Source organism: Piscinibacter defluvii, from assembly GCF_004011805.1.
GTDB lineage: Bacteria > Pseudomonadota > Gammaproteobacteria > Burkholderiales > Burkholderiaceae_C > Piscinibacter > Piscinibacter defluvii.
The window spans coordinates 2,636-24,392 of sequence record NZ_ML137200.1 but is presented as its reverse complement, the minus strand read 5'-3'; the positions used below and the strand labels follow the sequence as shown (position 1 = coordinate 24,392).

General features: G+C 68.0%; 25 protein-coding genes, 2 tRNA genes and 1 pseudogene. 26 read left to right on the top strand and 2 right to left on the bottom strand.

Going from position 1 to position 21,757, the window contains the following annotated elements; genetic code table 11:
• Window position 1 precedes the first annotated feature (1 nt).
• The 4 genes from D9C15_RS08555 (at window position 2) to D9C15_RS08540 (ending at window position 2,102) form a co-directional block, all read left to right on the top strand.
• Entirely contained in the window at window positions 2-1,117 is a 1,116-nt protein-coding gene (locus D9C15_RS08555) for a YeeE/YedE family protein (protein WP_127997030.1), read from the top strand.
• On the top strand, window positions 1,114-1,887 hold the full coding sequence (locus D9C15_RS08550) for a tRNA threonylcarbamoyladenosine dehydratase (RefSeq protein WP_127997029.1): 774 nt from the start codon (window positions 1,114-1,116) through the stop codon (window positions 1,885-1,887). The genes D9C15_RS08555 and D9C15_RS08550 overlap by 4 nt, the downstream gene beginning before the upstream one ends.
• Window positions 1,888-1,922: 35 nt before the next feature.
• Window positions 1,923-1,998: transfer RNA gene (locus D9C15_RS08545), tRNA-Lys, on the top strand.
• Window positions 1,999-2,026: 28 nt separating this feature from the next.
• Window positions 2,027-2,102 (top strand) — tRNA-Lys (locus tag D9C15_RS08540).
• A gap of 340 nt (window positions 2,103-2,442) precedes the next feature.
• Here D9C15_RS08540 and D9C15_RS08535 read toward each other — a convergent pair.
• Window positions 2,443-2,706 (bottom strand): heavy-metal-associated domain-containing protein, encoded by a 264-nt coding sequence (locus D9C15_RS08535; protein WP_127997028.1) that lies wholly within the window; start codon window positions 2,704-2,706, stop codon window positions 2,443-2,445.
• A 144-nt stretch (window positions 2,707-2,850) separates the two neighbouring features.
• Between D9C15_RS08535 and cueR the strand changes: the two genes are divergently transcribed.
• The 20 genes and pseudogenes from cueR to D9C15_RS08435 all read left to right on the top strand — a co-directional run bounded on the left by cueR (window position 2,851) and on the right by D9C15_RS08435 (window position 20,412).
• Complete coding sequence (gene cueR / locus D9C15_RS08530) at window positions 2,851-3,333, top strand: Cu(I)-responsive transcriptional regulator (RefSeq protein WP_240668335.1); 483 nt, start codon at window positions 2,851-2,853, stop codon at window positions 3,331-3,333.
• A 60-nt stretch (window positions 3,334-3,393) separates the two neighbouring features.
• The gene (locus tag D9C15_RS08525; RefSeq protein ID WP_127997027.1) at window positions 3,394-3,834 is read left to right on the top strand and encodes a hypothetical protein; all 441 of its coding nucleotides are present in this window, start codon (window positions 3,394-3,396) and stop codon (window positions 3,832-3,834) included.
• 99 nt (window positions 3,835-3,933) lie between these two features.
• Complete coding sequence (locus D9C15_RS08520) at window positions 3,934-4,293, top strand: hypothetical protein (RefSeq protein ID WP_127997026.1); 360 nt, start codon at window positions 3,934-3,936, stop codon at window positions 4,291-4,293.
• Window positions 4,290-5,741, top strand: a complete 1,452-nt coding sequence (locus D9C15_RS08515; protein WP_127997025.1) for a TolC family protein — start codon at window positions 4,290-4,292, stop codon at window positions 5,739-5,741. The genes D9C15_RS08520 and D9C15_RS08515 overlap by 4 nt, the downstream gene beginning before the upstream one ends.
• Window positions 5,742-5,758: 17 nt before the next feature.
• Entirely contained in the window at window positions 5,759-7,177 is a 1,419-nt protein-coding gene (locus D9C15_RS08510) for a multicopper oxidase family protein (RefSeq protein WP_127997024.1), read from the top strand.
• 43 nt (window positions 7,178-7,220) lie between these two features.
• On the top strand, window positions 7,221-7,709 hold the full coding sequence (locus D9C15_RS08505) for a cupredoxin domain-containing protein (RefSeq protein ID WP_127997023.1): 489 nt from the start codon (window positions 7,221-7,223) through the stop codon (window positions 7,707-7,709).
• A 62-nt stretch (window positions 7,710-7,771) separates the two neighbouring features.
• Window positions 7,772-8,107 carry a copper-binding protein gene (locus D9C15_RS08500; RefSeq protein ID WP_127997022.1) on the top strand — a complete coding sequence of 112 codons (336 nt, stop codon included), beginning with the start codon at window positions 7,772-7,774 and terminating at the stop codon, window positions 8,105-8,107.
• Window positions 8,104-8,517, top strand: a complete 414-nt coding sequence (locus D9C15_RS08495; protein ID WP_127997021.1) for a hypothetical protein — start codon at window positions 8,104-8,106, stop codon at window positions 8,515-8,517. Before D9C15_RS08500 ends, D9C15_RS08495 begins: the two co-directional genes overlap by 4 nt.
• An 89-nt stretch (window positions 8,518-8,606) precedes the next feature.
• Complete coding sequence (locus D9C15_RS08490; RefSeq protein ID WP_127997020.1) at window positions 8,607-9,077, top strand: hypothetical protein; 471 nt, start codon at window positions 8,607-8,609, stop codon at window positions 9,075-9,077.
• A gap of 145 nt (window positions 9,078-9,222) precedes the next feature.
• Window positions 9,223-9,669 carry a hypothetical protein gene (locus D9C15_RS08485; RefSeq protein WP_127997136.1) on the top strand — a complete coding sequence of 149 codons (447 nt, stop codon included), beginning with the start codon at window positions 9,223-9,225 and terminating at the stop codon, window positions 9,667-9,669.
• A 29-nt stretch (window positions 9,670-9,698) separates the two neighbouring features.
• A pseudogene (locus D9C15_RS08480) lies at window positions 9,699-9,923 on the top strand (methyltransferase family protein); the annotation flags it as partial.
• A gap of 89 nt (window positions 9,924-10,012) precedes the next feature.
• The gene (locus tag D9C15_RS08475) at window positions 10,013-10,276 is read left to right on the top strand and encodes a DUF2933 domain-containing protein (protein ID WP_127997019.1); all 264 of its coding nucleotides are present in this window, start codon (window positions 10,013-10,015) and stop codon (window positions 10,274-10,276) included.
• Between the two features lie 205 nt (window positions 10,277-10,481).
• On the top strand, window positions 10,482-12,752 hold the full coding sequence (locus D9C15_RS08470; protein ID WP_240668334.1) for a heavy metal translocating P-type ATPase: 2,271 nt from the start codon (window positions 10,482-10,484) through the stop codon (window positions 12,750-12,752).
• Between the two features lie 16 nt (window positions 12,753-12,768).
• A complete protein-coding gene (locus tag D9C15_RS08465) occupies window positions 12,769-13,311 on the top strand; it encodes a metal-dependent hydrolase (protein WP_127997018.1) in 543 nt (180 codons plus the stop codon).
• Window positions 13,301-13,696, top strand: a complete 396-nt coding sequence (locus D9C15_RS08460) for an SRPBCC family protein (RefSeq protein WP_127997017.1) — start codon at window positions 13,301-13,303, stop codon at window positions 13,694-13,696. Before D9C15_RS08465 ends, D9C15_RS08460 begins: the two co-directional genes overlap by 11 nt.
• A gap of 8 nt (window positions 13,697-13,704) precedes the next feature.
• On the top strand, window positions 13,705-14,088 hold the full coding sequence (locus D9C15_RS08455) for a hypothetical protein (protein WP_127997016.1): 384 nt from the start codon (window positions 13,705-13,707) through the stop codon (window positions 14,086-14,088).
• 77 nt (window positions 14,089-14,165) lie between these two features.
• Entirely contained in the window at window positions 14,166-15,401 is a 1,236-nt protein-coding gene (locus D9C15_RS08450; protein ID WP_127997015.1) for a TolC family protein, read from the top strand.
• Window positions 15,398-16,894, top strand: a complete 1,497-nt coding sequence (locus tag D9C15_RS08445; protein WP_127997014.1) for an efflux RND transporter periplasmic adaptor subunit — start codon at window positions 15,398-15,400, stop codon at window positions 16,892-16,894. Before D9C15_RS08450 ends, D9C15_RS08445 begins: the two co-directional genes overlap by 4 nt.
• Window positions 16,891-20,064 (top strand): efflux RND transporter permease subunit, encoded by a 3,174-nt coding sequence (locus D9C15_RS08440; protein ID WP_127997134.1) that lies wholly within the window; start codon window positions 16,891-16,893, stop codon window positions 20,062-20,064. Before D9C15_RS08445 ends, D9C15_RS08440 begins: the two co-directional genes overlap by 4 nt.
• A gap of 9 nt (window positions 20,065-20,073) precedes the next feature.
• Window positions 20,074-20,412, top strand: coding sequence for a copper-binding protein (locus tag D9C15_RS08435; protein WP_127997013.1), 339 nt, complete (start codon window positions 20,074-20,076; stop codon window positions 20,410-20,412).
• A 139-nt stretch (window positions 20,413-20,551) separates the two neighbouring features.
• Here D9C15_RS08435 and D9C15_RS08430 read toward each other — a convergent pair whose 3' ends face one another.
• Window positions 20,552-20,887, bottom strand: a complete 336-nt coding sequence (locus D9C15_RS08430) for a YnfA family protein (RefSeq protein WP_127997012.1) — start codon at window positions 20,885-20,887, stop codon at window positions 20,552-20,554.
• 92 nt (window positions 20,888-20,979) lie between these two features.
• Between D9C15_RS08430 and D9C15_RS08425 the strand changes: the two genes are divergently transcribed.
• Both D9C15_RS08425 and czcI read left to right on the top strand, forming a co-directional pair.
• Complete coding sequence (locus D9C15_RS08425; RefSeq protein WP_127997011.1) at window positions 20,980-21,354, top strand: hypothetical protein; 375 nt, start codon at window positions 20,980-20,982, stop codon at window positions 21,352-21,354.
• Window positions 21,355-21,411: 57 nt separating this feature from the next.
• Window positions 21,412-21,757: cation efflux protein, CzcI family (czcI, locus tag D9C15_RS33685; protein ID WP_205854754.1), on the top strand; the 346-nt coding region annotated here is incomplete at its 3' end.

The window sequence follows — 21,757 nt, the reverse complement described above, 5'->3', positions numbered from 1 at the left end:
CATGCAAGAGGTCGATGTCGCGGCGTTGAGCCGCCTGGTGCTGTGGGCCGCCTTCGCCCTGGCGGTGGTGTTCGGCGCGATCGCGCAGCGCACCCATTTCTGCACCATGGGAGCGGTGTCGGACATCGTCACGATGGGCGACTGGACCCGCATGCGCATGTGGGTCGCGGCGATCGGCGTGGCCATGCTCGGCTTCAACGGCATGGTCGCCCTTGGCTGGATCGAGGCCGGCAAGAGCATCTACGCCGGGCCGCGCGTGATCTGGCTCTCGGCGTTGACCGGCGGTGCGCTGTTCGGCTTCGGCATGGTGCTGGCCTCGGGCTGCGGCAGCAAGACGCTGGTGCGCATCGGCGGCGGCAACCTCAAGTCGCTGGTGGTGTTCGTCGTGCTCGGGCTGGCCGCGTTCGCGACGCTGCGCGGGCTGACCGCGGTGTGGCGCGTCGCGACGGTCGACCGCGTCGCGTTCGAGCTGCCCGCGGGGCAGGACCTGCCCTCGCTGCTCGCGGCCGCCACCGGCGCGGCGCGCGGCACGCTCGCGGCGGTGGTCGGCGGCGGGCTCGGGCTGCTGCTGCTGGCCTGGGCCTTCGCGGCACGCAGCGCCCGCACGGCCGACAACCTGCTCGGCGGGCTCGGCATCGGCGCGGTGGTCGCGGCGATGTGGTGGGTCTCCGGCCGCCTCGGCCACCTGGCCGAGGACCCGAACACGCTGCAGGAGGCCTTCGTCGCGACCAACTCGCAGCGCATGGAGTCGCTCACCTTCGTCGCACCGATCGCCTACACGATAGACTGGCTGATCTTCTTCTCCGACAAGAGCAAGGTGCTGACGATCGCGGTCGTCACGACGGTCGGCGTGATCGTCGGCTCGGCCGCGCACGCGCTGGCCACGCGCAGCTTCCGCTGGGAAGGCTTCCGCGACGCCGAGGACACAGCGCTGCACCTGATCGGCGCCGTGCTGATGGGCGTGGGCGGCGTCACCGCGATGGGCTGCACGATCGGCCAGGGCCTGTCGGGCGTGTCGACGCTGAGCCTGAGCAGCTTCGTGGCCGTGGCCGGCATCCTGGGCGGGGCCTTCGCCGCGCTGCGCTGGCAGGTCTGGCGACTCGAGCGGCAGGCATGACGGCGTCCGGGGCGAGCGCCGAGGCCGACCTCGAACGGCGCTTCGGCGGCCTGCGGCGCCTCTACGGCGATAGCGCCTACGAGCGGTTGCGGCGGGCGCGCGTCGCGGTGGTCGGCGTGGGCGGCGTGGGTTCCTGGGCGGCCGAAGCGTTGGCGCGCAGCGGCGTGGCGGAACTGACCCTGCTCGACCTCGACCACGTGGCCGAGTCCAACGTCAACCGCCAGGTGCAGGCGCTCGGTTCGACGCTCGGCGCGGCCAAGGTGCAGGTCTTGCGCGAGCGCCTGCTCGACATCCACCCCGGCTGCACCGTGCACGCGGTGGAGGAATTCGTCGACGAGGGCAACTGGCCCGTGTTGCTGCCGGCGCCGGTGGACGTGGTGATCGACGCCTGCGACCAGCTGCGCGCCAAGGTAGCACTCGCGGCCTGGGCGCTGGCGCAGGGCCGCCCGCTCGTGATCGCCGGTGCGGCGGGCGGCAAGCGCCAGCCTCAGGCCGTGCAGGTGGCCGACCTCGCCGAGGTCACGCACGACCCGCTGCTCGCCGCGCTGCGCCAGCGCCTGCGCCAGCGCCACGGCGCCGCGCGGCGCGGGACCATCGGCCTGCGCTGCGTGTTCTCGCGCGAGACGGTGCAGCGTCCCGGGGAGGCCTGCGACGTGGAAGGCAACCTGAGCTGTCACGGCTACGGCTCGACGGTGACGGTCACCGCCACGGTCGGTCTGGTGGCCGCGCAGCTTGCGCTAGAATGCGCGCTTGTCGCCAGCGAGGGCTGACGGCGCGGTGAGCCGATATAATCGTAGGCTTTTCCGGGTCGTTAGCTCAGTCGGTAGAGCAGCGGACTTTTAATCCGTTGGTCGCAGGTTCGAATCCTGCACGACCCACCAAGGCTCGCCCCGGCAGCGACACGAACACGGGCTCTTAGCTCAGTTGGTAGAGCAGCGGACTCTTAATCCGTTGGTCGTAGGTTCGAATCCTACAGGGCCCACCAAAATTCTTGGTTAGAAAACAAGGACTTAGCGCGAGCTAAGTCCTTTTTTCTTGGATGCATCGGACGGCTGCTGCGGGCGGTTGTGACGGATTTGTGCCGTAGTTCGGCGCACGCTCCCTGACGGCATACGTAGCGTGCTGTGCTTGCCCTCTCGCACGCATCGCATCGGGCCAACTCGTCCGGCAACGGTGCTGCAGTCGCGCCGCGAGGCTGGCCAACGCGTCCGCACTGTCCTGAGAAGTGTTCTTATCAGGACGTCATTTGGCGGCACTAAATTGTGGGTAACCGAGTTGGCGGCGATCACCAGCCATCTCGGCCCTTCATCAAGGGCGACGCGAACTCAGTGGCACGAGCCGCAACAGGTGCGAGTGGTTGCGGTGCCTGCGGGGTCCGCAACCGGTCGCACGACCGGCTCCGGCGTGTACCCGGCCCCGGCAATGGCGTCGCGAATCTGCTCGCCATCAGCGGCGGTCGGCTCGACGGTCACCAGGTGCTGGGCAAGGTCGATCGTGACCTTCGCAGCCTGATCGAGGTGCTTCACTGCCTTGGTGATGGCGCCGGCGCAGTGACCGCAGGTCATGTCGTTGACTTGAAAGGCGAGCATGAGGTGTTCCTTGGAATTGGTTGAGGGATCGCTGGGACTTTCAAGCCTCCCACCGTTGGAAGGTCAAGCGGGAACCGCATGCCCACGGGAGCGGACCGGATTCCTGAGGGCATGCTTGACCTTCCAACCATGGGAAGGATGAGAATGCCTGATCCGCGCAATGACAGGAGTCCGGCCATGAACATCGGTGAAGCCGCCAGCGCCTCGGGTGTCTCGGCCAAGATGATCCGGCACTACGAGAGCGTGGACCTGTTGCCGCCTGCCGCCCGCACCGAAGCGGGCTACCGGCAGTACACCGAGAAGGACGTGCACACGCTGCAGTTCATCCGGCGGTCCAGGGACCTCGGGTTCTCGATCGACGAGATCCGCGGCCTGCTGAGCCTCTGGCAGGACCGTCGCCGGCCCAGCCGGCAAGTCAAGGCCATGGCGCAGGCGCACATTGCCGAACTGGAGCAGAAGGCCCAGGAGATCCTCGCCATGAAGTCGACGCTCGAACACCTGGTGCACTGCTGCAGGGGCGACGACCGGCCTGACTGTCCGATTCTGGAGAACCTGGCAGAGCACAGCCAGGCCAGCGTGCCGGCAGTGGCCAGGCCCCGGGCCAGGCACGCCTTCGCGCAGCGATGAGCAACGTGGCGCCTCAGCGTGCGGCGATGCTTGTCGGTTGGATCGGCTAGAGTGCGCGCCATGCAGGTCTGGCTCCGGCTCCTGATCGTCTGGTTCGTCGCCATCGCGCTTCCCGTTCAGGGGATGGCGGGCGTGACCATGGCGCACTGCGCATCGAGCCACGAGCGTATGGTGGCCGCGGCGCAGGTGACCGCGCACCAGCATGCGGACCATGATGCCGGTGTCGCCCATCATCACGACAGCGATGCGTCGAATGGCACCGATTCGGCAGGTCACGCCAGGGCTGCCCAGGACCCGGTGAAGGCGGACAAGATGTCCAAGCTGGCCCAGTACAAGTGCAGTTCGTGCGCTTCATGCTGCGCCGGCTCGGCACTGCCCAGCGCGATGCCCCGCATCCCGCAAGTCGCAGCGGCACCGGCCGTCTTCGCCGAAGAAATGGTCAGCGTCGACGCCTTCGCGTCCGACGGCCCCGACCGACCACCCCGCACCTACCTCGTGTAACCGGTCTCCGATCGGCGTGCCTCGCACGCCTTCGGCGACCGGATCCGGTCACTCCTCGTCGTTCCGACGGGGAGATGCTGACTCCGACACGAGGACATCATGGTCGCTTCCCTCCTGCGCTGGCTGATGCCAGCCGCTCTCTGCGTCGTGGCTGGGGCTGCCGCCGCGCAGACCCCGCCGCCCGCAGCTGCCAAACCCGATCCGCTCGATCCCGGCGCGAGTGTGCCCACCGTGGCCTATGTGTCGGCATTCAGCCGCTACCGGCGCACCGCGGACGACAACGCCATCCCCTGGCGCGAGGCCAACGACACCGCCGCGCGAATCGGTGGCTGGCGCGTCTATGCCCGCGAGGCGCAGCAGCCCGACCCCGCCGCGTCGGCGCCCGCCGCAACGCCCGCCCAACCCGCCACCAAGGCCAAGCCCATGCCGCAAGGGCATGGCGGCCACAAGATGCCATGAAGACGATCGTGCTCACACCATCGCCCTGGGGCCCACCGGTGCTCAGGCCGCGCCTGCAGCTCACGCTCCTGCTCGCTGCGGCTGCCACGCTCGCCGGCTGTGCCTCCTTCAGCCCGGACGGTGGCTTCTCCACCGTCGAGCAGGCCGCCAGGGAGCGGCTCGGCAAGGAGGTCCGCTGGGCCCGCGCACCTGGCGACCAGGACGGCATCGACCAACGCGTGAGCGAACTGCTGGCAAAGCCGCTGTCCGCCGACGATGCGGTCCAAATCGCGCTGCTGAACAACCGTGGGCTGCAGGCCAGCTTCCAGGAACTGGGCATCACGGAAGCTGAAGTGGTTCAGGCTGGTCGCGTCCCGAACCCCGGTTTCAGCTTCAGTCGTCTGCGGCGCGGCGACGAGATCGAGCTGGAGCGCGGCATCCACTTCAACCTCGCGCGGCTGATCGCCATGCCGATGATCAGTGCCATGGAAGCGCGGCGCTTCGAGGCCACCAGGGGCATGGTCACGATGACCATGCTGTCGGTGGCGGCGGACACGCGCAAGGCCTGGGTCACCGCGCTGGCCGCGGAAGAGACGGTGCGCTACATGCGCCAGGTGAAGCAGGCCGCCGAGGCAAGCGCCGAGCTCGCACGCCGCATGGAACAGGTCGGCAACTTCAACAGGCTGCAGCGTGCGCGTGAGCAGAGCTTCTACGCCGATGCGGCCCTGAACCTGGCTCGCGCCGAGCAGGCCCAGCGTGCCACACGCGAACGCCTGACCAGGCTTCTCGGCCTGTGGGGTGCGCAGACTCGGTTCTTGCTCCCGGATCGACTCCCGGACCTGCCGCAGGACCTGGTCGACCGACCGGACATCGAGCGCGTGGCGCTGGCGCAGCGGCTGGACGTGCTGGGCGCCAAGCTCGAGGCTGAGCAGACCGCCCGCAACCTGGGTCTGACGAAGACCACGCGCTTCATCAACGTGCTCGAACTCGGCGCGGTACGAAACAGCTCCAACGAGGCGCCGACCCAACGCGGCTGGGAGATCGGTGTCGAGTTGCCGCTGTTCGACTGGGGTGGTGCCCGCGTGGCCCGTGCGGAAGGCGTCTACATGCAGGCCGTGCACCGTGCGGCCGAAGCGGCCATCAACGCGCGCTCGGAAGTCCGCGAAGCCTACGGCGCCTGGCGCTCCGCATACGACATCGCGCGCCACCACCAGGACGAGATCGTGCCGCTGCGCAAGCAAATCGCGGAGGAGAACGTGCTGCGCTACAACGGCATGTTGATCGGCGTCTTCGAACTGCTGGCCGACGCTCGCCAGCAGATCGCCAGCGTCAACGCCGCCATCGAAGCCAAGCGCGACTTCTGGCTCGCGCAGGCCGATCTCGACATGGCCCTCATCGGCAAACCCAGCCTCACGCCGTCCGCGGGCCCCGCTTCGGCGGCGGGCCCTGGCGCGGATGCCGGCCATTGAATCCAGGAAGAACAGACATGGTTTCCCGACGCAACTTCATCGGCGGCGCTGGCGCCGTCACGGCGGCTGTGACGGCCGCATCCGTCAGCAAGGTGGCGATGGCCGCGCTGCCCGAGCCCGTCATCCAGACCAAGGCCCACACCATGCCGCCCCTGGTGCCCAGCACCGGCCGGCCCTACAACCCGGTTGTCACGCTCAACGGCTGGACGCTGCCCTGGCGCGTGAACAACGGCGTCAAGGAGTTCCACCTGGTGGCCGAGCCCGTCGTGCGCGAGATGACGCCCGGCTTCAAGGCGCACCTGTGGGGCTACAACGGCCAGAGCCCGGGCCCGACGATCGAGGTCGTCGAGGGCGACCGCGTGCGCATCTTCGTCACCAACAAGCTGCCCGAGGTGACCAGCGTGCACTGGCACGGCCAGCGCCTGCCCAACGGCATGGACGGTGTCACCGGCCTCACCCAGAAGGGGATCGAGCCGGGCAAGACCTTCGTCTACGAGTTCGTCGCGCGCAGGCCCGGCACCTTCATGTACCACCCGCACGCCGACGAGATGGTGCAGATGGCGATGGGGATGATGGGGTTCTGGATCACGCACCCCAAGGAGAAGCACCCGCTGATCGACGAGGTCGACCGCGACTTCGTGTTCCTGCTCAACGCCTACGACATCGAGCCGGGCAGTGCGACGCCCAAGATCATGACGATGCTCGACTTCAACCTGTGGAGCTGGAACAGCCGCATCTTCCCGGGCATCGATCCGCTGGTAGTGCGCAAGAACGACAAGGTGCGTCTGCGCATCGGCAACCTGACGATGACCAACCACCCGATCCACCTGCACGGCCACGAGTTCACGGTGACCGGCACGGACGGCGGGCCGACCCCGAGGGGTTCGCGCTGGCCCGAGGTGACGACCGACATCGCGGTGGGCCAGATGCGGCAGGTCGAGTTCCTTGCCGACGAGGAAGGCGACTGGGCCTTCCACTGCCACAAGAGCCACCACACGATGAATGCGATGGGGCACAACGTGCCGACCATGATCGGCGTCGACCACCGCAGCGTGGTGCGGCAGATCACGCAGCTCGTGCCCGACTACATGGTGATGGGCGAGCGCGGCATGCACGACATGACCGAGATGGAGATGCCGCTGCCCGACAACACGGCCGCGATGATGACCGGTACCGGTCCGTTCGGCGCTGTCGGCATGGGCGGCATGTTCAGCGTCGTGAAGGTGCGCAAGGACCAGAAGCGCGGCGACTACAGCGACCCCGGCTGGTTCGCACACCCTGCTGGCACCGTCGCCTACGAATGGACCGGGACGCTGGCCGAGGCCCCTCGAGACACCCAGGCCGAGGGCATGGGGTCGATGAAGCCCATGGGCCGGCCGAAGACCGACGTGGAAGTCACTGTTCGCAAGCCGGCCGGTGGGCACGACGGCCACTGACTTCGATCCCAACCCCGCACATCCATCCATCGACAGGAAGACCATGAATCTCATCAAGATTGCAGCGTTGCTCCTAGCCATCGCGGTCTCCGCAGGTGCCTGGGCGCACGGCGACGAGGCGCACAAGATGACCGGTCCCGTTCGCAAGGAGCAGAAGGACTGGGGCATTGCCGGAGACGCCAGGTCCGTCAAGCGGACGATCCAGGTCGGCATGAGCGATGGGATGCGCTTCACGCCGGACGCGATCACCGTGCGCCGGGGCGAGACCGTGAAATTCGTCTTCCGCAACGAGGGCAAGCAGCTGCACGAGTTCGTGCTCGGCACGAAGAAGGAGCTCGAAGAGCACGCGGCGCTCATGCTGAAGTTTCCGAACATGGAGCACGACGAGCCGTACATGGCCCATGTCCCGGCCGGCAAGACCGCCGAGATCATCTGGACCTTCAACCGGCCAGGTGACTTCGACTTTGCCTGCCTGATCGCGGGCCACTACCAGGCGGGCATGGTCGGCAAGATCACCGTCTCCGCCAAGTAAAGCTCGTGCTGCGCCACGACAACCATTTTCTGACCACCCACTGCCTAGAAGGTACATCGACCATGAAGCCGCTCACCATCGCAACCCTGCTGATTGCACTCACGACGCCTGTCCTGGCGCAGCAGAAGGCCGAGGACCACTCGGTCCACCATCCCGCCGCAGCCGCGTCGGCCGCCGACATGACCGAGGGCGAGATCCGCAAGGTCGACAAGGACGCGAAGAAGCTCACCATCAAGCACGGCGAGATCAAGAACCTCGACATGCCCCCGATGACCATGGTCTTCCAGGTCAAGGACGCCAGCATGCTCGACGCGGTCAAGGTCGGCGACAAGGTCCGCTTCGGCGTCCAGAAGTCCGACACGGGCTTCGTGGTGACCGACATTCAGGCCGCGAAGTGAACCGCAGAGCCGTCGGCGGGGCACTTCGGCAGCGCGCCCCGGCAAGCATTTTGGCTGGCGCCGCGATCTGGCTTGGCGCGGGCGTCGTGCATGCAGAAGTCATCGACTTGCAGTGGCAGGATGGAAACCGCTTCGAGCGCAGCCTGACAGTCGCACCCGGCAAGTTTGCCGAGATCTGCGGTTCGCTGGATGCGGGACAGACCGTCAACTGGGCCTTCGAGGCCGATCGGGCAGTCAACTTCAACGTCCACTACCACGTCGACAAGGAGGTGCGGTATCCGGCGAAGAAGGACCAGGTCAAGCAACTCACGGGTGACCTGTCCGTGGACGCCAAGCAGGACTACTGCTGGATGTGGGTCAACAAGACCACATCGACTGCGAAGCTTTCCGTCACGCTCATGCGGAAGTAAAGTCCTTCGGGCAATCGGGTGTGCCCGTTGACGCTGATCAAGTGCGCTGCCGAACAGAGTTGTAGCCTGCAATGGCTCATATTCACTCGATGTCCGCCTTTCACTTCGACCGTCGCCAACTGCGTCGCACCGCCTGGGCGACGCTGGTAGTCTGGGTGTTGGCGATGGCGGCAGGCGTCGTCAACGCATGCGCGCTGACACCATCCGGTTCCGAAGAGCGCGCCACCGTGCAAGGCGGCATCGTCGTCCACGAAGCACATGTCGTTGCGCCGAGTTCTTCCGCCATCGAATCTCACCACGTGCAGTCAGAGACGGGCGGTCACCACGACCACGGACAGGATTCCGGCAAAGGAAGCTGCCTGAAATTCTGCGACGACGAGTCTTCGGCGATCGCGAAGGTCAAGCTGCCGTTCGTCGATCTCAGTGCGACCTTGCTTACCGCGGCCGCCCCGTGGAGCGCATTCGTCGCCGTCGGTGGTGCCGCCTTTCGGCAGTCGCTCCAGCGCCCCGGATCCCAGGGGCCGCCGCTGGTCATTCGCTTCCTGCGCCTGACCCTATAGACCTGGTTGCCTGGCCGCCGGCGGGACACGCTCCTGCGCCGGCGGGTTGCGCATTGCCGATCCGCTGGCGCTCCCCGCCACCCAGGACGGAACAAGCCTCTCAATCTGCGAGTTCCCGCTCGCGCCAATCCGTCAGGAGATCCACATGTCTTCCCTCAAGATCCTCGCAGCGCTCACGACTGTTGCCTTTGTCTCAGCCTGCGCCAGCCCGGGCGCTCCCAACGCGGCCAAGGCCGACGAGCACGCCGGCCACCACCCGGAAGCGTCCGCGGCGGCACCCGCCGCCTCGATGCCCGCAATGCAGGAGCGCATGAAGGCCATGCGCGAGATGCACGACAAGATGATGAACGCCAAGACACCCGCCGAGCGCCAGGCCTTGATGGCCGATCACATGAAGGCCATGCAGGACGGCATGGGCATGATGAAGGGAATGGGCGGCATGGGCGGCATGGGGGCCGGCATGGGCGATGGCAAGGGCATGCCTGCCGAGATGGCCAAGCGCCACCAGATGATGGAAGGCCGCATGGAGATGATGCAGATGATGATGGAAATGATGATGCAGCGGCTGCCGAATCCACCGTCGGCCAAGTGACGGTCGACGACACCGGAGATCGTCATGGGCACCCGCAGTACGTCGCCTTCGTGCGCATCCTGTTCGGCTACCTGCTGCAGTGGCCGACCGTGCTGACGCTGCTGATGTTCCCGGTGCTGCTGGTGGAGTACGGCAGGCTTGCCGTGACGGAGGAGTCGGAGACGCGGGCCTGCTTCGGCGCCGAGTTCGAGCGCTATGCGGCTCGAACAACTCGCTTCATCCCGCACGTCGGCTGCGCACAAGAAACTGCTTGACCTTCACATCATGGGAAGGTCTAACTTTGCTGGCAAGAACCCGGTGCCACTGCACGGTTGAACTACCCGGACCCCACAAGGAGCCCACCATGTCGACCGACCATCTCCATACCCCGACCACCTTCCTTGGGCCAACCCGCCCGGCGCGGGCCCTCTGGGTCGCTGGGGCAATGACAGCGTTGATCGCCGCCTTCTTCCTGTTGCGCGAGCACTGGGGGCATGTCGCTGGCTACTGGCCTTACCTGCTCCTGTTGGCCTGCCCGGTAATGCACCTGTTCCACGGGCATGGGGGCCACGGTGGCTATGGCCACCACGACGCGGGCACCGGTCGGTCGACGAACCGCGAGGCCTGAGACCATGGACATGAAATCGCACAGCGGCCACGACGGGCACGTCCATGGCGCGTCACCGGGCGCGGGCGACCACGCGCACCATCATCACTGGGCCCACGAAGGCCACGAAGGACATGTGCACGGGGCGGGGCACGATCATCACCACGCGCACCACGACGCCGCAGCACCTTCGGGAGCCCAGCCGCTGAAAGACCCGGTCTGTGGCATGACCGTCACCGCTCAGTCCGAGCACCGGACCGAGCATGAAAGGCGCCCGTATTATTTCTGCAGCGCGAAGTGCCTGGGCAAGTTCGCCGCCGACCCTGCGCGCTATGTGCAGCCGGAGGCGCCCGCTGCACACGCGCCCGCACCAGCCGAGGCTTCTCCCGGCGCAATCTACACCTGCCCGATGCACCCCGAGATCCGGCAGGACCACCCGGGCAACTGCCCAAAGTGCGGCATGACGCTTGAGCCGGTGCTGCCGGAGCTCGACGAGGCCGAGAACCCGGAACTGGTCGACTTCAAGCGCCGCTTCTGGTGGACGCTGCCGCTGACCATCGTGGTCATGGTCATGGCGATGTTCGGCCACCGCCTCGGCTGGTTCGACATGGCGCGGCAGAGCTGGATCGAGCTGGCGCTTACGCTGCCGATCGTGCTGTGGGCCGGCGCGCCGTTCTTCGTGCGCGGCGCGCAGTCGATTGCCAACCGCAGCCCCAACATGTGGACGCTGATCGGCCTGGGCACCGGCGCCGCCTTCGTCTACAGCGTGGTGGCCACCGTGGCGCCGCAGGTGTTCCCTGCCTCGTTCATTTCGATGGGCCGCGTCGCGGTGTACTTCGAGGCGGCGGCGGTGATCATCTCGCTGACGCTGCTCGGACAGATCCTGGAACTGAAGGCGCGTTCGCAGACCTCCGCGGCGATCAAGTCGTTGCTGGGCCTGGCACCCAAAACTGCTCGCCGCATAGCACCCGACGGCAGCGAGTCCGACGTGCCGCTCACGCACGTCCACGTGGGTGACCTGCTGCGAGTGCGCCCTGGCGAGAAGGTGCCGGTCGACGGTGTCGTGGTGGAAGGCAGCAGCGCGCTGGACGAGTCGATGCTGACCGGCGAGCCGCTGCCGGTGACCAAGCGGGTTGGCGACAAGCTGATCGGCGCGACGATGAACACCAGCGGCGCGCTGGTGATGCGCTCCGAGCACGTGGGCTCGGCAACGGTGCTCGCGCAGATCGTGCAGATGGTGGCGATGGCCCAGCGCTCGCGTGCGCCGATGCAGCGCATGGCCGACCAGGTGGCAGGCTATTTCGTTGTCGGCGTCGTTGGGATCGCGCTGTTGACCTTCTTCGCCTGGGGCTTCTTCGGACCGGAGCCGAGCTGGGTCTACGGCCTGATCAACGCGGTGGCGGTGCTGATCATCGCGTGCCCCTGTGCACTGGGCCTGGCCACGCCGATGTCGATCATGGTGGCCACCGGTCGCGGGGCGACCAGCGGCGTGCTGTTCCGAGACGCCGCGGCGATCGAGAACCTGCGTAAGATCGACACGCTCATCGTCGACAAGACCGGCACGCTGACCGAAGGTCGGCCGAGCTTCGAGCGCGCGGTGCCGGCGGCAGGAAGCACCGAGGACGAGGTGCTGCGCCTGGCGGCGAGCCTGGACCAGGGCAGCGAACACCCGCTGGCGGCCGCCATCGTGTCTGCGGCGCGGGAGCGAGGCCTGTCGCTGGAGAAGCCCGAGCAATTCGATTCCGAGTCCGGCATCGGCGTGCGCGGGACCGTGGGTGGTCGATCGCTGGCGCTCGGCAACACCGCACTGATGGCGCAGCTCGGTGTCGACGTGGCGCCGCTCGCGCCGCAGGCTGAGGCGCTGCGCGCCCAGGGCGCGAGCGTCATGCACCTGGCGGTCGATGCGAAGCTGGCGGGCCTGCTGGCCGTGTCGGACCCGATCAAGGCGACGACGCCCGACGCGCTGAAGTCGCTGCGCGCGGCGGGCCTGCGGGTGGTGATGGCAACCGGCGACGGGCTGACGACCGCACGCGCGGTCGGCCAGCGCCTGGGCATCGACGAGGTTCACGGCGAGGTCAAGCCAGCCGACAAGCTGGAACTCGTCGCCAGGCTGCAGGCCGAGGGCAAGCGGGTGGCCATGGCCGGCGACGGCATCAACGATGCGCCGGCGCTGGCACGCGCCGACGTGGGCATCGCGATGGGCACGGGGACCGACGTGGCGATGAACAGCGCCCAGCTGACCCTCGTGAAGGGCGACCTGCGCGGCATCGCGACCGCGCGGGCCCTGTCGGTGGCCACCGTCGCGAACATGAAGCAGAACCTCGGCTTCGCTTTCGTCTACAACGCGCTGGGTGTGCCGCTTGCGGCCGGGGTGCTGTTCCCGTTCACCGGCTGGCTGCTCTCGCCGATGATCGCGGCGCTCGCGATGAGCCTGAGCTCGGCGTCGGTGATCACCAACGCGCTGCGGCTGCGTAAGGCGACGCTGCTGCAGGACTGAGTGCCGGACGGAGACCGTGGACGTCGTCGCGCACACACTCTGGGCCGCGGCCGGCGCCGCGCTGGTGCATCGCCGCAGGCGGCTGTCGCGGTCGACGGTGGTCGCCACGCTGGTCCTGGCGGCGCTGCCCGACGTGTTGCACCTGCTGCCCATCGCGGGGTGGTGGCTGTTCGGCGAGGGCTCCTTTGCCGCGGTGCGTGGCTACGCGGTGGCGATCCCGGGCCAGGAGCCGGGCCTGCCGCCGCTGGTCCAGCTGTGGTCGCACCACCTGCACTGCGTGATGCACAGCGCACCGATCGCCGCGCTGGCAACCCTGTTGGTCTGGGGCGTGCGGCGGTCGCTCTGGTTCTCGCTGCTGGGCTGGTGGTCGCACATCGTCATCGACATGTTCACCCATTCGGCCGACTACTACGCCGTACCGGTGCTCTATCCGTTCACCGAGCGCGGCTTCGACGGCATCGCGTGGACGACGCCGTGGTTCATGGTGGCCAACTACCTGGCGCTCGCGGCGGTCGGCGCATGGCTGTTGGCCAGCCGGAGGCCCGCTGATGGACGCTGATGTGCGGTTTCCGCTGCATCACCGCTGCGAAGCGCTGCTGGCCGTGGACTCGGCGTGCCTGTTCGCGCACCTTGACGACCATCGCCGCCTGTCCAGCCGCATCGAGCATCCGGCGATGCTGACGTCAGGCGCGTCAATGCGCGTCGAGACCGATGGTCGCAACGGGCAGGCACTGGGCTTGGTGAACCGAATGACAGGACGCGTGCTCGGCCTGCGGCTTTCGCTGGTGGAGGTCGTCACCGCGGACGAGCCATCGCGGCAGGAGGCCTGGGAGGCCGTCGGCGAGCCGCGCCTGCTGGTCATCTGCAGGATGGGACTCGAGATCGAGCGTGTCCCGGGCGCCTCCTGCAGCGCCGCGCCGGCACGCGGTCAGTCGCTACACTGAAGGCGCTCATGCTGCGTCGACACCGTTTCCGGCTCCCCACCACGTTGTTCGTGGTTCTATCGCTGCTGTTCTCGCAGCTGGCGCTGGCGCTGTACGTCTGCCCGCAGCAGTCGAATGCCGAGGCGATGGTCGCCATGATGGAAGCCGGCCAGCCCTGCGAGGGCATGGATCCCGACCAGCCGGTCCTGTGCCATCAGCACGCAGCCGACCCGGCGAAGACCTTCGAAGCGGTCAAGCTGCCCGCGGCAGCCCAGCCGGCGGTGGTGCAGGTGCTCGAACTGCCCCTCGTGCTCGAGGCCCAGGCGCTGCGCGCCGTCCCCCCGACGGCGACTTCCGAGGCGCAACCGCCTCCGGACCCCATCTTCCTGTCCACGCTCAGACTCCGGGTCTGACCCGCTCCGTCGATTGACCGGTGCTGGCGCGGCGTGTCCGCTCGCCAGCCGCCTTCCGTCCGTCCTCGGAGTGACCCATGTCCACCCCCATCCTGCGTGCAGCCGTCATGGCTGCCGCCTGGCTCCCGGCGCTTGGCGCCGTCGCCGCACCGCTGAGCCTGGAGCAGGCGGTCGAACTGGCCGTCCAGCGTTCACAGATGACGCAATCCGCGCGCGCGAGCGCGATGAGCGCCTCCCAGATGGCGCGGGCCGCCGGCCAGCAGCCCGACCCGGTGCTCACGTTGGGCATCGACAACCTCCCGGCGACTGGCCGCAGCCGGTTCAGCACGAGCGCCGAGGAAATGACCATGAAGCGCATCGGCATCGCTCAGGAGTGGGTCTCCGTCGAGAAGCGCGCTGCACGCGAAGCGGCGGCGCAGGCGCTGGCCGGGCGCGAGACGGTGATGGAGAAGGTCGCCGCCGCCGACGCGCGCCTGCAATCGGCCTTGGCGTACATCGAGGCCTACTACGCTGGTGAAGCGGCCCGGCTTACCGCGCTCAATGAGCGGCATGCGCGGGAGGAATTGGCGGCGGGCAAGGGACGCCTGGCCACTGTGTCGGGCAGCAGTGCCGAGGTGCTCGGCCTGGCGAGCGCTCTGGGCGCCGCCGAGGACGAGTCCGCGGACCTGTTGCAGCAGAAGGGCGGCTTCATGGCCGCGCTGCAGCGCTGGACCGGCGTGCCGGGCGACGAACTGTCTGAGCCCCGGCTTGCGGTCGCACCTTCCCAGGAGGGCTTCGTCGCGGCACACCCCTTGGTGGTCGCGCGGCAACGCGACATCGACTTGGGCCGCCAGGAGGTCGAGGTCGCGCGCCTCAACCGCAAGCCGAACTGGAGCTACGAGGTTTCGTATGGCCAGCGGGTGGGTCGGCCGGACCTGGTGTCGATCGGCGTCAGCATCCCGCTGCCCGTTGCGACCGATGCGCGGCAGGACCGCGAGACGGCCGCGAAGCGGGCGCTGGTGGACAAGGCCGAGGCCGACACCGAAGAGGCCCGGCGTGCAGCCGCGGGCGAGTACGCAGCGCTGGCGAACGACGCCCGACGCCTGCAGGAACGCATCGAGCGCCTGCAGGCCGCGGTCGTCGAGCCGCTGAGGCAGCGCACCGCTGCCACGCTCGCGGCCTACCGCTCCAATCAGGCGAGCCTCGTGATGCTGTTCGAGGCCCGTCATGCGGAGGTCGAGGCACAACGCAAGGTCCTGAACCTCCGGCGCGATCTCGCCAAGGTCCAGACCCAGCTCAACTTCAAGCCGATTGCCCAGGGAGCCCTGCAATGAGCCGCGTCCAGATTTCTGTCATTGCCGCGGTCGTGGCGCTTCTGGTCGGCGGCGGGGCGTTCTACCTCGGCCGTGCGACGTCGGGCGCGCACGGCGTGGCCCAGGCCGCTGCACCGGACGCCACGGCGTCTGTGACCAGCGAACGCAAGGTCCTCTACTGGCACGACCCGATGGTGCCGGGCCAGCGCTTCGACAAGCCGGGCAAGTCGCCGTTCATGGACATGCAGCTGCAGCCGGTCTACGCCGACGAAGCAAGCAACTCGGGCGTGAAGGTCAGCCCGCAGGTTCAGCAGAACCTGGGCATTCGCACCGCCGTGGTGAAGAAGGCGGAGCTCAGTTCATCCTTCGACGCGGTCGGCGCCGTGCAGTTCGACGAGCGCCTTAGCGTCGCCATACAGACTCGCACGGCCGGCTTTCTGGAGCGACTCGCCGTTCGCGCACCGATGGAGCGAGTAGCCAAGGGGCAGGTGCTCGGCACGGTCTTCGCCCCGGAGTGGCTCGGGCCCTTGAACGAGATCGTGGCGCTCCAGCGAGCCGGTGCAGCCGCTGAGCTGATCGCTGCCGCGCGCGAGCGCACACGGGCGATGTCCATCCCCGCGGACCTGCTGCGCCAGGCCGAGGAAGGTGGCGTAGCGCAGGCGCGCTACACGCTGACCGCGCCCGTCGGCGGTGTCATCGCCGAACTCGGCGCGCGTGAAGGCGTGGCGGTGTCTCCGGGCATGACGCTGTTCCGCATCGCCGGCCTCGAACGCGTCTGGGCCGTGGCCGAAGTACCTGAAGCGCAGGCCGTGCGGCTCATGCGTGGCCAGAAAGTGACGGCCGTGCTGCAGGCCGACCCGAGCCAGACGTTCACCGGCACGATGCAGGAGATCCTGCCCCAGGTCAGCGCGACCACTCGCACGCTGCAGGCCCGGTTCGAGGTCGACAACAAGGGCGGGCGGCTGGTGCCGGGGATGCTGCTTCGCCTGCAGATCGCCGGACCGACGGCTTCCCGGCTCGTGATTCCTGCCGAGGCGGTGATCCGCACCGGGACGCGCGCGGTGGCCATCGTCCGCCTGGACAACGGGTCCTTCGAACCGCGCGAGGTGAAGCTGGGCGTCGACCTCGGGGACCAGCTCGAGGTGCTGGAGGGCCTCCAGGAAGGCGATCAGGTGGTGGCCAGCGGGCAGTTCCTCGTCGACTCGGAAGCCCGTCTTCGCTCGGTGCTCGGCAGCCTGGCGGTGGCGTCGCCTGCATCGGCACCGGCTTCGGCCGCCGCGCCGACGAGCTACTCGACGCAGGGCAAGGTGGACGGCATCGACGCCGACAGCATCACCATCACGCACGGCGCCATTGCCGAGCTCAAGTGGCCGCCGATGACGATGCCGTTCAGCAAGCCGAGCCCGACGGCCTTCGCGGACGTGAAGGTCGGCGACACCGTGCACTTCGAGTTCCGCAAGAAGGGCGACGAGTACGAGCTGGTGTCGGTGCACCGGATGGGAGGCGCCAAGTGATCGCCGCGCTGATCCGCTGGTCGGTCGCCAACCGCTTCCTGGTGCTCATCGCGACCGCCTTCGTCGTCGTCGCGTCGCTCTTCTCGGTGGTGAACACGCCGGTGGACGCGCTGCCCGACCTGTCGGACACGCAGGTCATCGTGCGCACCAGCTACCCGGGCAAGCCGCCGCAGGTGGTCGAGGACCTGGTCACCTATCCGCTGACGACGACCATGCTCAGCGTCCCCGGCGCGAAGACGGTGCGGGGCTACTCCTTCTTCGGCGACTCCTTCGTCTACATCCTCTTCGACGACAAGACCGATCCGTACTGGGCCCGCTCGCGCGTGGTCGAGTACCTGAACCAGGTGCAGAGCCGTCTGCCGGCGGGCGCCACTGCGGCGCTCGGGCCCGATGCCACCGGCGTGGGCTGGGTCTACGAATACGCGCTCGTCGACCGCACCGGCAAGACCGACATCGGGCAGCTGCGGGCGCTCAACGACTGGTTCCTCAGGTTCGAGCTGAAGACGGTGCCCGACGTGGCCGAGGTCGCCAGCATCGGCGGCATGGTGCGCCAGTACCAGGTCGTACTCGATCCGGACCGCATGCGCCAGCTCGGTGTCACGCAGGGCATGGTGATGGAGGCGCTGCGCAAGGCGAACCAGTCCTCGGGCGGCTCGGTGGTCGAACTGGCCGAGGCCGAGTACATGGTGCGCTCCAGCGGTTTCCTCAAGTCGCTCGACGACTTCCGGGGTATCCCGATCGCCGTCTCGGGTGCCACGCCGGTGCTGCTGCGCGACGTCGCCTTCGTGCAGGTGGGTCCAGAGATGCGACGCGGCATTGCCGAGCTCGATGGCGAAGGCGAAGTGGCCGGCGGCGTGGTGGTGATGCGTTCGGGCAAGAACGCACGGGCGACCATCGCCGGCATCAAGGCCCGGTTCGCGCAGCTGAAGCCGAGCCTGCCGGCCGGCGTGGAGGTGGTCGAGACCTACGACCGCTCGAAGCTCATCGACCGCTCGATCGACAACCTCAAGCTCAAGCTCACCGAGGAGTTCATCGCGGTAGCGCTGGTGTGCGCGGTGTTCTTGTTCCACCTGCGCTCGGCGCTCGTCGCCGTCGTCTCGCTGCCGATCGCCGTCGGCATCGCGTTCATCGTGATGCACGCGCAGGGGCTGAATGCGAACATCCTCAGCCTGGCCGGCATCGCGCTGGCGTGCGGCGCGGCCCTGGACGGGGTGGTGGTGCTGCTGGAGGCGACACACAAGCACATCGAGGCGTTCGAGCACCGGCATGGACGGCTGCCGACTGTTCAGGAGCGATGGGCCCTGGTCACCGAGGCCTCGGTCGAGGTCGGGCCAGCGCTCTTCTTCTCGCTGCTGGTGATCACGCTGTCGTTCCTGCCGGTGTTCACGCTCGAGGCCCAGGAGGGGCGGCTGTTCTCGCCGCTGGCATTCACGAAGACGTACACGATGGCCGCCGCCGCGGCGCTCTCGGTCACGCTGGTGCCGGTGCTGATGGGGCTGCTGGTGCGCGGGCGCATCCCGCACGAGGCGGCCAACCCGCTCAACCGGTTCCTGATGCGGCTGTACCGCCCGGCGCTGGAGGCGGTGCTCCGATTTCCCGTCGCCACGCTCGTGATGGCCACCGTGGTGCTGGCGCTGACGGCCATCCCGGTGATGCGACTGGGCGGCGAGTTCATGCCGCCGCTGGATGAAGGGGACCTGCTGTACATGCCGTCGGCGCTGCCGGGGCTGTCGGTCTCCAAGGCCACGGAACTGCTGCAGCAGACCGACCGGCTCATCAAGACGGTGCCTGAGGTCGAGCGCGTGTTCGGCAAGGCCGGCCGCGCGGACAGCGCCACCGACCCGGCGCCGTTGGAGATGTTCGAGACCACGATCCAGTTCAAGCCGCGCGAGCAATGGCGGCCGGGCATGACGCCCGACAGGCTGGTCGAGGAACTCGACCGGGCGGTGAAGGTGCCGGGTCTGTCCAACATCTGGGTGCCGCCGATCCGCAACCGCATCGACATGCTGGCGACCGGCATCAAGAGCCCGGTGGGCATCAAGGTGGCCGGAACCGATCTCGCCACCATCGATCGCTTGGCGACGCGCATCGAGTCGGTGGTGAAGGAGGTGCCCGGCGTCTCGTCGGCGCTCGCCGAGCGGCTGACCGGTGGCCGCTACATCGACGTCGATGTGGACCGGGCGGCCGCCGCACGCTTTGGCCTGTCGGTGGCCGACGTGCAGGCCATCGTCGCCACTGCCATCGGCGGCGAGAACGTAGGCGAGGTGGTCAGCGGCCGCGAGCGGTTCCCGATCAACGTGCGCTACCCGCGCGAGATCCGCGACTCGCTCGAACGGCTGCGCACGCTGCCGTTCGTGACCGACAAGGGGGCACAGCTGCTGCTGCAGGACGTGGCCCGGGTGCGGCTGGAGGAGGGGCCGCCGATGCTGCGCAGCGAGAACGCCCGCCTGTCCGGCTGGGTCTACGTGGATGTGCGGGGCCGGGACCTGCGCTCGGTCGTGCGCGACATGCAGGCCGTCGTGTCCCGCGACGTCGCGATGCCGGCTGGCTATGCGATCTCGTGGTCCGGGCAGTTCGAGTACCTGGAGCGGGCGACTCAGCGCATGAAGGTCGTCGTGCCGGCGACGCTGGCGGTCATCTTCGTGCTTCTGTACCTGCTGTTCCGCAATGCGACCGACGCCGTGCTGGTGATGGCGGCAGTGCCGTTCTCGCTGGTCGGCGGGTTCTGGCTCGTCTGGCTGCTCGGACACTCGATTTCTGTCGCCACGGCCGTGGGTTTCATCGCGCTGGCGGGCGTGGCTGCCGAGTTCGGCGTGGTGATGCTGGTCTACCTGGAGAACGCGCTCAAGCGCCGGCTGGCGGCCGGCGATCCGGACGACGAGAACACGCTGCTCGCCGCCATCCGGGAGGGCGCGGTGCTGCGCGTGCGACCGAAGGCAATGACGGTGGCGATCGTGATGGCCGGCCTGGTGCCGATGATGTGGGGCCACGGCACGGGTTCGGAAATCATGGCGCGCATCGCCGCGCCGATGGTGGGCGGCATGGTCACCGCCCCGCTGCTGAGCATGCTGGTCGTGCCGGCCGCGTGGTACCTGATCCACCGGCGGCGCTTGCGCCGGTCCATCTCGGACGGGCTCGCCGCACTACCAATGGCCCAACCCACCCGGTAGGAGAGCTTCATGAACACGATCCCTGTCCTCTGTCTCACTGTCGCGCTGGGTCTGGGTGCTGGCCCTGCCGCAGCGCAGGCAACGCCGCGCCCGCCGACCGCCGCGTCGACGCCCGCAATGCCGCTCGTACAGGGCGAGGTCCGCAAGGTCGATGTGGCCAAGGGCCTCGTCGTGCTGCGCCACGGCGACATGCCGAACCTGGCCATGCCGCCGATGACCATGGGCTTCGATGTCGCCGATCCCCGGATGCTCGATGGCCTGAAGGTGGGCGACAAGGTCCGCTTTCAGGCACAAGTCATTCGAGGAAAAGCTACTGTGACCGAGTTGAAGCGCGAGGCCGCGCGCTGACTGCGTTGTCGATGCAAGGATGGGTACGACGAATCCGTCCTTGACTTGGGACTGCTGCGATGTCCAAGGGCGATTCGCCCGTTGCGTACGCGTATCGTGCCCGTGACCCGACATACCGACGGTCGCGGCCCGGACTACACTATGAATCGGAACGAGGCCCGAACATGATGATGGCCATGCCTGCGAGGCTGACCGCGACACCGACCCAGTCGGTCGTCGTCGGTTTCACCTTGTCGACCAGCATCAGCCAGAGCAGCGCCACGCCAACGTAGACCCCGCCGTAGGCCGCATAGACCCGACCCGCCGCTGTCGGGTGAAGCGTCAACAGCCACGCGAACAGCCCGAGGCTCGCTGCTGCTGGCAGGAGCAGCCATGCCGAGCGTCCCTCCTTCAGCCAGAGGTAGGGCAAGTAGCAGCCCACGATCTCGGCCACGGCGGTGACGACGAACAGGAGAAGGGTCTTGAAGGCGTCCATGCGTCGATTGTCGATTCCGGCTTGACCCTCAAGTGACTTGAGGTCCTACGGTCGCGGTGTGGGCGGCTTGCCCCGGCATCGGAGACGGTCGGATGAGACCTTGGAAGGCTGTTCTGGGCATCGGCGCCGCTTGCGTCGCCTGCTGCGCGATACCGCTCGTCGGCGGCGTCGCTGCGCTGACCGCCGGCACGGCGGCCCTGGCGGCAGCGGGCTCGGCGCTGCTGGCGTGCGCCGACGAGTTGGCACCGTTCGGGACGGGCCTGCTCGCCCTGGCCGGGGCACGCACTGCCGCAGGTGGTGGGGCCGTTGCCTCGCAGGTCCTGTGGCTGCAACCACGGGGCGTGTGGGTGACCTACGAGGGCGCCATGAGCGCACGTCTGTCCATCGGCTTGGTGGCCCGCCGCACAGGGGCCACGGTGCCAACCGTTCGGTATGTCGCGCTTTGCGTGCCTTTGGGTTCCAGCTGAATGCCCGCGATGCCGTCTTGCGAGCAATGTGCTGTCCGCATCCGCTAAACTCTAAGCGTGCGACGTCTGTTCCTCCTCTTTCTGTTGGCCGTTCTGCCGCTCCAGTTTGCCTGGGGTGCGGCAGCGACCTACTGCGGCCACGAGCAGGTTCCGAGTTCAGGGCACTTCGGGCACCACAGCCATCAGCACCAGGCGAAGGCTGAGTCCGATTCAGGCTCCGCCGCCAAGAAATCCTCGGTGCCCGCAGACGACCTGGACTGTGCGTTTTGCCACCTTGGTTGCGTGCAACCCTGTGCCAGTCAGACCGCTTCGGTTGCTGCGATCCAGTCCTCCGTCCTGGCTCTGACCACGCTTCTTCTTCTGGATTCCGGTCGCCCCGGCCGGATCGAACGTCCCAAATGGT

Excerpts from the sequence above, each read along its gene's own strand:
- D9C15_RS08510 (WP_127997024.1), top strand. The coding sequence starts at position 5,759 with ATGGTTTCCCGACGCAACTTCATCGGCGGCGCTGGCGCCGTCACGGCG.
- D9C15_RS08525 (WP_127997027.1), top strand. The coding sequence starts at position 3,394 with ATGCAGGTCTGGCTCCGGCTCCTGATCGTCTGGTTCGTCGCCATCGCG.
- D9C15_RS08485 (WP_127997136.1), top strand. The coding sequence starts at position 9,223 with ATGTCTTCCCTCAAGATCCTCGCAGCGCTCACGACTGTTGCCTTTGTC.
- D9C15_RS08475 (WP_127997019.1), top strand. The coding sequence starts at position 10,013 with ATGTCGACCGACCATCTCCATACCCCGACCACCTTCCTTGGGCCAACC.
- D9C15_RS08450 (WP_127997015.1), top strand. The coding sequence starts at position 14,166 with ATGTCCACCCCCATCCTGCGTGCAGCCGTCATGGCTGCCGCCTGGCTC.
- D9C15_RS08535 (WP_127997028.1), bottom strand. The coding sequence starts at position 2,706 with ATGCTCGCCTTTCAAGTCAACGACATGACCTGCGGTCACTGCGCCGGC.
- cueR (WP_240668335.1), top strand. The coding sequence starts at position 2,851 with ATGCCTGATCCGCGCAATGACAGGAGTCCGGCCATGAACATCGGTGAA.
- D9C15_RS08435 (WP_127997013.1), top strand. The coding sequence starts at position 20,074 with ATGAACACGATCCCTGTCCTCTGTCTCACTGTCGCGCTGGGTCTGGGT.
- D9C15_RS08490 (WP_127997020.1), top strand. The coding sequence starts at position 8,607 with ATGTCCGCCTTTCACTTCGACCGTCGCCAACTGCGTCGCACCGCCTGG.
- D9C15_RS08460 (WP_127997017.1), top strand. The coding sequence starts at position 13,301 with ATGGACGCTGATGTGCGGTTTCCGCTGCATCACCGCTGCGAAGCGCTG.
- D9C15_RS08505 (WP_127997023.1), top strand. The coding sequence starts at position 7,221 with ATGAATCTCATCAAGATTGCAGCGTTGCTCCTAGCCATCGCGGTCTCC.
- D9C15_RS08500 (WP_127997022.1), top strand. The coding sequence starts at position 7,772 with ATGAAGCCGCTCACCATCGCAACCCTGCTGATTGCACTCACGACGCCT.
- D9C15_RS08520 (WP_127997026.1), top strand. The coding sequence starts at position 3,934 with ATGGTCGCTTCCCTCCTGCGCTGGCTGATGCCAGCCGCTCTCTGCGTC.
- D9C15_RS08470 (WP_240668334.1), top strand. The coding sequence starts at position 10,482 with ATGACCGTCACCGCTCAGTCCGAGCACCGGACCGAGCATGAAAGGCGC.
- D9C15_RS08555 (WP_127997030.1), top strand. The coding sequence starts at position 2 with ATGCAAGAGGTCGATGTCGCGGCGTTGAGCCGCCTGGTGCTGTGGGCC.
- D9C15_RS08515 (WP_127997025.1), top strand. The coding sequence starts at position 4,290 with ATGAAGACGATCGTGCTCACACCATCGCCCTGGGGCCCACCGGTGCTC.
- D9C15_RS08445 (WP_127997014.1), top strand. The coding sequence starts at position 15,398 with ATGAGCCGCGTCCAGATTTCTGTCATTGCCGCGGTCGTGGCGCTTCTG.
- D9C15_RS08425 (WP_127997011.1), top strand. The coding sequence starts at position 20,980 with ATGAGACCTTGGAAGGCTGTTCTGGGCATCGGCGCCGCTTGCGTCGCC.
- D9C15_RS08430 (WP_127997012.1), bottom strand. The coding sequence starts at position 20,887 with ATGGACGCCTTCAAGACCCTTCTCCTGTTCGTCGTCACCGCCGTGGCC.
- D9C15_RS08455 (WP_127997016.1), top strand. The coding sequence starts at position 13,705 with ATGCTGCGTCGACACCGTTTCCGGCTCCCCACCACGTTGTTCGTGGTT.
- D9C15_RS08550 (WP_127997029.1), top strand. The coding sequence starts at position 1,114 with ATGACGGCGTCCGGGGCGAGCGCCGAGGCCGACCTCGAACGGCGCTTC.